We start from the raw sequence: 6,265 nt of genomic DNA, 5'->3' as shown, positions 1-6,265 counted from the left end.
TGGCGGTCAGCCAGCGCGCGTCGGCATTGGCCGGCAGCGCGAGCCAGCGCTCGAGCAGGCGCGCCCCCAGTCCCTGGCCCTGATGGCGGCCGTCGATGCCGATCTGCCACACGAAGGCGGCCTGCGGGTCGCGCGGCGGACGGTAGCCGATCACCGCGCCGACCGTCTCGCCGTCCTGCTCGGCGATCAGGCAGGTGTCGCCGAAGTCGGCGGCGAAGAGCAGATAGAAGTAGGCGGAATTCTGTTCCAGCGTGCCGGCGCGGCCGACCAGCTCCCACAACGCGGCGCCGTCGCCGTGGCGGGCGGCGCGGAAGGTGGTCGTGGCAATGACGTTGGTATCGGTTGCGTGCAAGAGTTGGCCTCCATGGGCATGGCAGTGCGGGTCACGGCGTGGTGGTGACGGCGGTGCGCCGACAGCGGGTCGCTGTCAGCCGGCGCGCGCAGCGGGCGGCGCGCCCGGATGGCGCAGCGGGGAGAGGCTCAGGGAGGAAGCGGCTGGTCGCTGCGGCGACCGTGGAGGTCGTGCCGGCGGTGCGCGGCGCGCTGCGACGAGAAGGACGCCGGCTGGCGGGCAAAGGAAGCCCGCAGGGAGGCCGCAGGAACGCGGCGACCGGCGTCGGCAGGGAAAGCGTGGAAAGTGGCGGTCGTGGTCTGGCTGTAGGTGTCGGTCTCTGTCATCGGTCGGCAAACGGCCCCTGCGCTCGGGCAGGATCATTTGCATCAATTGAATTGGTGCAAAAGTATACCGGCTCGCGCCGTCGATGACAAACCGGGTTTCGGACGCGGGCTTTGCGCGAGGCGGGCTCAGTGACCGTGGCCGGCGTGCGTGCTCTGACGCAGGCCGTCGAGCAGCGCGCTGTCGATCTCGGCGAAGCGGAGCACCCGGCCGCCGTGCTCGGCCACGTGGGCGGCGGCGTCGGCGGCGTCGGCGAACGCCGGAAGGTCGGGGCTGCGCATCGGCCCGCGCGCCGCCGAACCGATCACGTAGTGCGCGTCGCGCGCCTCGCTCCAGCCCTTGCCGCCGAAGTCGGCGACGTGGATCGCGCGCACGTCCCCGGCCTTGTAATCCTCGTCGTAGCGTGCGGGCTCGGCGAGGAAGAGGAAAACGTCCACCGGCGAGTCGAAGAAATGCGCGGCGCCGTCGGCGAAGATGACCTGCGCCGCCCAGCGCGCGAAGCGCGAGGGGTACATGCCGCATACCGGGCAGCGTGCCCCGGCGGGTACCGCGCGCGGCGCCAGCATGGTCAGACCGGAGTCCGGGTCATACGGGATGGCGGCAATCGTGCGCGTCGGCGGCACGATGCAGATGTCCTCGGCCGGGGGCTCGAAGGCGAGGGCGGGTCCGTTGGCGGCGTAGTGCCAGAACAGCGCTCCGGCTGCGGCTGCGCAGGCGAAGGAGCCGGTCAGCAGCAGGCGGCGCCGGGTGTCGACACTCATGATGCGGCGCCGTCGGCAAGCCCGGGATCGGCGGCGAGCGCGCGCAGCACGGCCGCGAGGTTGGCTGTGGGGCTGGCGTCGGTGCGGGTGAGCGGATCGGCGACGATGGTGCCGTCGGCGCGGTGCAGGTGGTTGGGCCGGGTCGCGAGCGCCGGGTGGGTCGGCGCAGTATCGATGCCGAGTTCGGCGTCGCCCACGCGCCAGCGCAGCGAGTAAGCGTCGGCCGCAGCATAGCGGACGACTACGCGCACGCCGTTGGCGAGGTCGAATTCGAGTGCGTCCTGAGTCGACAGCGGCGGGGCGGCGAGGACGTCGCCGAGCTCGTGCTCGGCGAAGGCGGCCAGTTCAGCATGCAGGCTCATCGGCGGTTCACCTCCGCAAGCCGCGCGCCGACCATTGTGCGGGCCGCCTCGTGAGTGTCGGCGAGGATGCGGGCCGCGAGGTAGTGCTCGTAGGCGGGGTGCTCGTCGACGCTGCCGTCGGTAATGCGCGAAAGCAGTGCCTGCTCGTCCTCGGCGCCGGCGGCGGCGAGGACCCGGCGCCGGTTCTCGCGGCTCTCGTAGATCAGGCGCGCGACCTGCTCGAGCTCGAGCGCGTCCTGCGGCGAGAGGGTGTCATAGATCGGGTTGTTCATCGCATTCTCCGGGGCTGGTCGCTCACATCGATTGGTCGTGCAGCGCGCCACCGTCGAGGATGACCATGTCGGACTTGACCTCGTCGAAGCGGAGCACCTGGCCGCCGTGCTCGGCGGCGAAGGCGCGGGCGTCGGCCTCGGCGGCGAAGGAGGCGGCGGTCGGTCCCATCGCGCCAAGCCGCTTCGAGCCGAACACGTACCACGCGCTGCGCGCGTCGATCCAGTTGCCCTCCGGGTGGTTCCAGTCGGCCCTGGCCATGTCCTGCACGTAGATCGCGGTCACCAGACGGGCCTGCTCCGGGTTCAGGTACACGTTGAACATCTCGATCGTGTCGCAGAACCAGTCGGGCTGGGCGAGGCCGCTGTAGTGCATCTGCACCTTGGGGCCGGGGTAGTCGGCGAGCAGCATGCCGTCGAGTGCGCAGCTGGTGCCGCGCTCGATCTCGAGCGGCACGACCGTGCCGCCGGCGCCGCCATCGCCGCTACCACAGGCGGCGAGCAGGCCGGCGGCGCCGGCGGCGATCAGGAAGCGGCGGCGGCTGAGGCAGCCGTGATGTTGGCACATGGTTCGGTCTCCGTCGGTGCGTTGGGTTGGGCTCAGCGCCGGAAGCGCCAGCTCGCGATCGCCAGCGGAGCGGCGATCCAGGCGAGCATCACCAGGCCCAGCAGCCAGGGCCGGGCGAGGCTCGGCGGGAACACGGTGGACAGCCCGTACAGGGTGCGGACGTCTTCCAGCGAGAAGATGTTGAGGATGCGGAACACGTCGGCCGGGTTCAGCAGGAGCATGTAGGGCAGGGCCTCCCCGCCCCACTGGCCGGCGGTCACCACCAGCACCCCGAGCAGCAAAAGGTCGAACACCAGCACGAAGAAGAACCACATCGCGATCGCCATGCCGGAGGCGCGGGTACGGTCGGAGGCGAACACCGACAGCATCACCGCCAGGCTGAGGAAGGCGCAGCCGAGCAGCACCGAGCTGAGCATGAAACCGAAGTAGTGGAACAGCGCGTTGAGGTCGAGCTGGGCCGACAGCACGATGCCGACGAGGCCGAAGCCGGCGATGGTGGAGAAGGCGAGCGCGCCCGCCAGGCCGAGGTACTTGCCGAGCAGCAGCTCGCCGCGGGTGATCGGCATCGACAGCAACAGGTCGAGCGAGCCGCGTTCGCGCTCGCCGACGATCGCGTCGAAGCCGAGCAGCAGCGCGATCAGCGGGATCAGGTAGATGACCAGGCTGACCAGGCTGGCGATCGTGACCTCGATCGAGCGGAAGCCGACCGTGCCCTGCTGGGCGGCGCCGAAATACGCGATCGACAGTGCGAACGCGGTAAACACCAGCGCCACCGCGAGCACCCAGCGGTTGCGGATGCGGTCCCAGAATTCCTTGCCGGCGATGGTGGCGATCTGCGAGAACTCCATGCTTCCCCCTTAATCCGAAAAGCCGAAGAACACGTCCTCGAGCGAGGGCTCGCGCACCGTGAGGTCGCGCACCAGATCGCCGAGCGAGGACAGTGCGGCGAGCACCTTCATCTTGGCCTCCCGCCCGCAGCGCAGGGCGAGACCCCCGTCGCGCGCCTCGATCGCGCTCACCGGCAGGTCGGCGAGGGTGGCGCGCACGGTATCGAATGCGCCCGGCGCCAGCTGCAGTTCGAAGCGCAGCGGCAGGTTCATGCGCTCGCGCAGCGCCTGCACCGTGCCGGTCGCCTGCACCTTGCCTGCGGCCATGATCGACAGCCGGTCCACCCGCTCCTGGATCTCGGCGAGGATGTGCGAGGTGATCACCATCGTCACGCCCTCATCGCGCAGCTCGCGCAGGATCGCGTAGAAGCCGCGGATCGCCTCCGGGTCGAGGCCGGTGGTGGGCTCGTCAAGGAACAGGATGCGCGGCCGGCCGAGCAGCGCCTGGGCGAAACCGAGTCGCTGCCGCATGCCCTTGGAATACTCGCGGACGCGCCGCTTGGCCGCATGGGCGAGCCCCACGCGTTCGAGCAGGCGGGGGTTGTCGGCGCTCGAGACGCCCTTCAGGCGGGCGAAGAACTGCAGGGTCTCGAGCCCGTTGAGGTTGTCGTAGAGCACGATGTTCTCGGGCAGGTAGCCGACCTTGCGCCGCACCGCGCGGAAGTCGCCGCCGACGACGCTGGCGCCGTCGATGCGGATCTCGCCGGCGGTGAGCGGGATCAGGCCGAGCATCATCTTGAACATCGTGCTCTTGCCCGCGCCGTTGTGGCCGATCAGGCCGAACAGCTCGCCGGCGCGGATGTCGAGGTCGACGCCATCGACCGCGTGGATCGCCCCGTAGTGCTTGTGCACCCCGCGGGCGAAGATCACCGGGTTGCCGGCTTCAGTCGGAGCGGGGGAAATATCGGCCACGCCATTGGCTCCATTCAGGGTTGTGCGGCGTCATCCGCGGATTGGGGTCGACGATGCTCGGCGCGCGCAGCAGCGGGAACTGCTGGCCCACCAGGCGCAGGGTCTGCACCGCCGGGCTGGCCAGCAGCAGCTTCATCATCGGATGGCGCCAGGACAGGCGGTCGACCATGTCGTTGGCTTCGTAACGGACGTCGCCGATGCCGTCGCCGTTGCGGTCCCAGCCGAGGTAGTTGCTCCAGTGGTTGCCGAGCTTTTCGCCCCACACCATGTCGCGCGCGGCGACGTAGCGGATCTGCTCGCGGTTGGCGATGAAGTCGTTGCCTTCCACCTGGTTGTTCTTCGAGCCCGCCCACAGGTGAATGCCGACCACGTTGTCGATCACCGAATTGCCGCGGATCTCGTTGTATTCGGCGTCGTAGATGAAGAATCCGCGCTGGTTGCCGGCGACCACGTTGTTCTCGATCACCGCGTCCTGGATCGTGCGCAGCATGATGCCATGGTCGGAATTGCCCCAGGCGCGGTTGTTGCGCACGATCTGGTCGCGCACCTCCATCAGCGCCAGGCCACCGCGGTTGTACCAGGTCTCGTTGTCCTCCCAGATGTTGCGGTAGGAGGTCATGTAGTGGGTGCCGTAGCGGCTGTGGTGCAGCTTGTTGCCACGGAAGATCGCGTCGTGCGAGACGTCCACATAGATCGCGTCGCGCACGAAGCTGACGTTGTTGCCGATGATGCGTGCGCGCTGGGTGTTGTAGAGCTGGATGCCATTGCCGCGCTTGGGCGAGTCGAAGTCGCGCTTGCCGGTGATCAGGTTGTTCTCGATGAGGACGTCGTCGGCCTTCTCGATCCACAGCCCGAACAGCGTGTAGGAAAAGTCGCAGTTGCGCACCACGGCGCGGTGCGAGCCCGGGTAGATATAGATGCCAGCGTGCTGGTAGAGGGTGTCGCCGCCCGAGTTGGCGACGATGAGGCCTTCGATGGTGACGTCCTCGGCCTTCACGCTGATGGTGTTTTCCTTCAGCTCGCCGTCGATCGTCGGGCGCTCGATGCCGCGCAGGGTGAGCGGCTTGGCCACCAGCAGATGGCCGGGGTAGCGGCCGCGCGCGATCTCGACGGTGTCGCCGGGGGCGGCGGCGTCGATCGCGGCCTGCACCGATTCGCCCGGCTGCACCCGCCACACCGCGGCGGCGGCCGGCAGGGCGAGCGTGGCCGCAAGGGCCATGGCCGCGACGAGGCGGAAGAGACGGGAGGGCAGGGGCATCGGTTCGTCGGGTGCTGAGCGTGGGGCGATTATGCGACGCAATGTCGCAGTCTGCCTTGATCTGGGCGAAGCTGGTGCGCGCCCGTCAGCGGCGTCGGCCGCCGCGTCCCGCCCTCATTCGGGGCAGGGTAGGCGGGTTCAGATCACCAGCAGGCCGAGGCTCTTGAGGCCGATGAACAGCGTTGCGCCGATCAGCAGGTTCTTGAAGCCCACATAGCAGACCATGTCCATCACGCTCGCCTTGCGGTAGCGCTGGCCCCACCACGGCCCTTCCTTGACGTAGGGCTTGGAGCCGAGGCGGACGATGACCTCGAAGGCGCTCCAGCCGAACCACCAGCCGATGATCGCGGCGGGGGTGAGTTCGCCCATCGCGGCCAGCACCCAGACGAGGGTGGCGGCGAGCGCGAGCGCCAGGCCGGCCGCCTGGATCGCGCGCTGGCGCTGGAAGCCGCTTCGGCTCCAAGGCCACAGGTGGTCCCAGATTTCGGCGCCGATGCGCCCCAGGGCGCCGCCTTCGGCATAGGGCGGCGTCACCGGTTCGGTCATGCTGCGGGGGTCGATCATGATTCTGT

The 6,265-nt window shown here is 69.2% G+C and carries 9 protein-coding genes; all 9 read right to left on the bottom strand.

The features are described 5' to 3' along the window. Nucleotides 1–352: GNAT family N-acetyltransferase (locus tag BB334_RS18020; RefSeq protein WP_158014409.1), on the bottom strand; the 352-nt coding region annotated here is incomplete at its 3' end. Between the two features lie 452 nt (nt 353–804). Beyond that, complete coding sequence (locus BB334_RS12190; RefSeq protein WP_068808762.1) at nt 805–1,437, bottom strand: nitrous oxide reductase accessory protein NosL; 633 nt, start codon at nt 1,435–1,437, stop codon at nt 805–807. Then, the gene (locus BB334_RS12185) at nt 1,434–1,799 is read right to left on the bottom strand and encodes a hypothetical protein (RefSeq protein ID WP_068808761.1); all 366 of its coding nucleotides are present in this window, start codon (nt 1,797–1,799) and stop codon (nt 1,434–1,436) included. The genes BB334_RS12190 and BB334_RS12185 overlap by 4 nt, the downstream gene beginning before the upstream one ends. Then, the gene (locus BB334_RS12180; RefSeq protein ID WP_068808760.1) at nt 1,796–2,071 is read right to left on the bottom strand and encodes a hypothetical protein; all 276 of its coding nucleotides are present in this window, start codon (nt 2,069–2,071) and stop codon (nt 1,796–1,798) included. The genes BB334_RS12185 and BB334_RS12180 overlap by 4 nt, the downstream gene beginning before the upstream one ends. A 22-nt stretch (nt 2,072–2,093) precedes the next feature. Further along, a complete protein-coding gene (locus tag BB334_RS12175; RefSeq protein ID WP_068808759.1) occupies nt 2,094–2,636 on the bottom strand; it encodes a nitrous oxide reductase accessory protein NosL in 543 nt (180 codons plus the stop codon). 32 nt (nt 2,637–2,668) lie between these two features. Beyond that, nucleotides 2,669–3,484: an ABC transporter permease gene (locus BB334_RS12170; RefSeq protein WP_068808758.1), complete on the bottom strand. Its 816-nt coding sequence runs from the start codon at nt 3,482–3,484 to the stop codon at nt 2,669–2,671. 9 nt (nt 3,485–3,493) lie between these two features. Further along, nucleotides 3,494–4,435, bottom strand: coding sequence for an ABC transporter ATP-binding protein (locus tag BB334_RS12165; RefSeq protein WP_068808757.1), 942 nt, complete (start codon nt 4,433–4,435; stop codon nt 3,494–3,496). Continuing rightward, on the bottom strand, nt 4,407–5,693 hold the full coding sequence (locus tag BB334_RS12160; protein ID WP_068808756.1) for a nitrous oxide reductase family maturation protein NosD: 1,287 nt from the start codon (nt 5,691–5,693) through the stop codon (nt 4,407–4,409). Before BB334_RS12160 ends, BB334_RS12165 begins: the two co-directional genes overlap by 29 nt. Before the next feature lie 138 nt (nt 5,694–5,831). Continuing rightward, nucleotides 5,832–6,257: a transcription regulator gene (locus tag BB334_RS12155; protein ID WP_068808755.1), complete on the bottom strand. Its 426-nt coding sequence runs from the start codon at nt 6,255–6,257 to the stop codon at nt 5,832–5,834. Between the last annotated feature and the right edge of the window lie 8 nt (nt 6,258–6,265).

The sequence above is a fragment of the Thauera phenolivorans genome (genome assembly GCF_001696715.1).
Lineage (GTDB): Bacteria > Pseudomonadota > Gammaproteobacteria > Burkholderiales > Rhodocyclaceae > Thauera > Thauera phenolivorans.
Note: the sequence above shows the minus strand (reverse complement) of the source record. Positions and strands in the feature narration are given on the sequence as shown.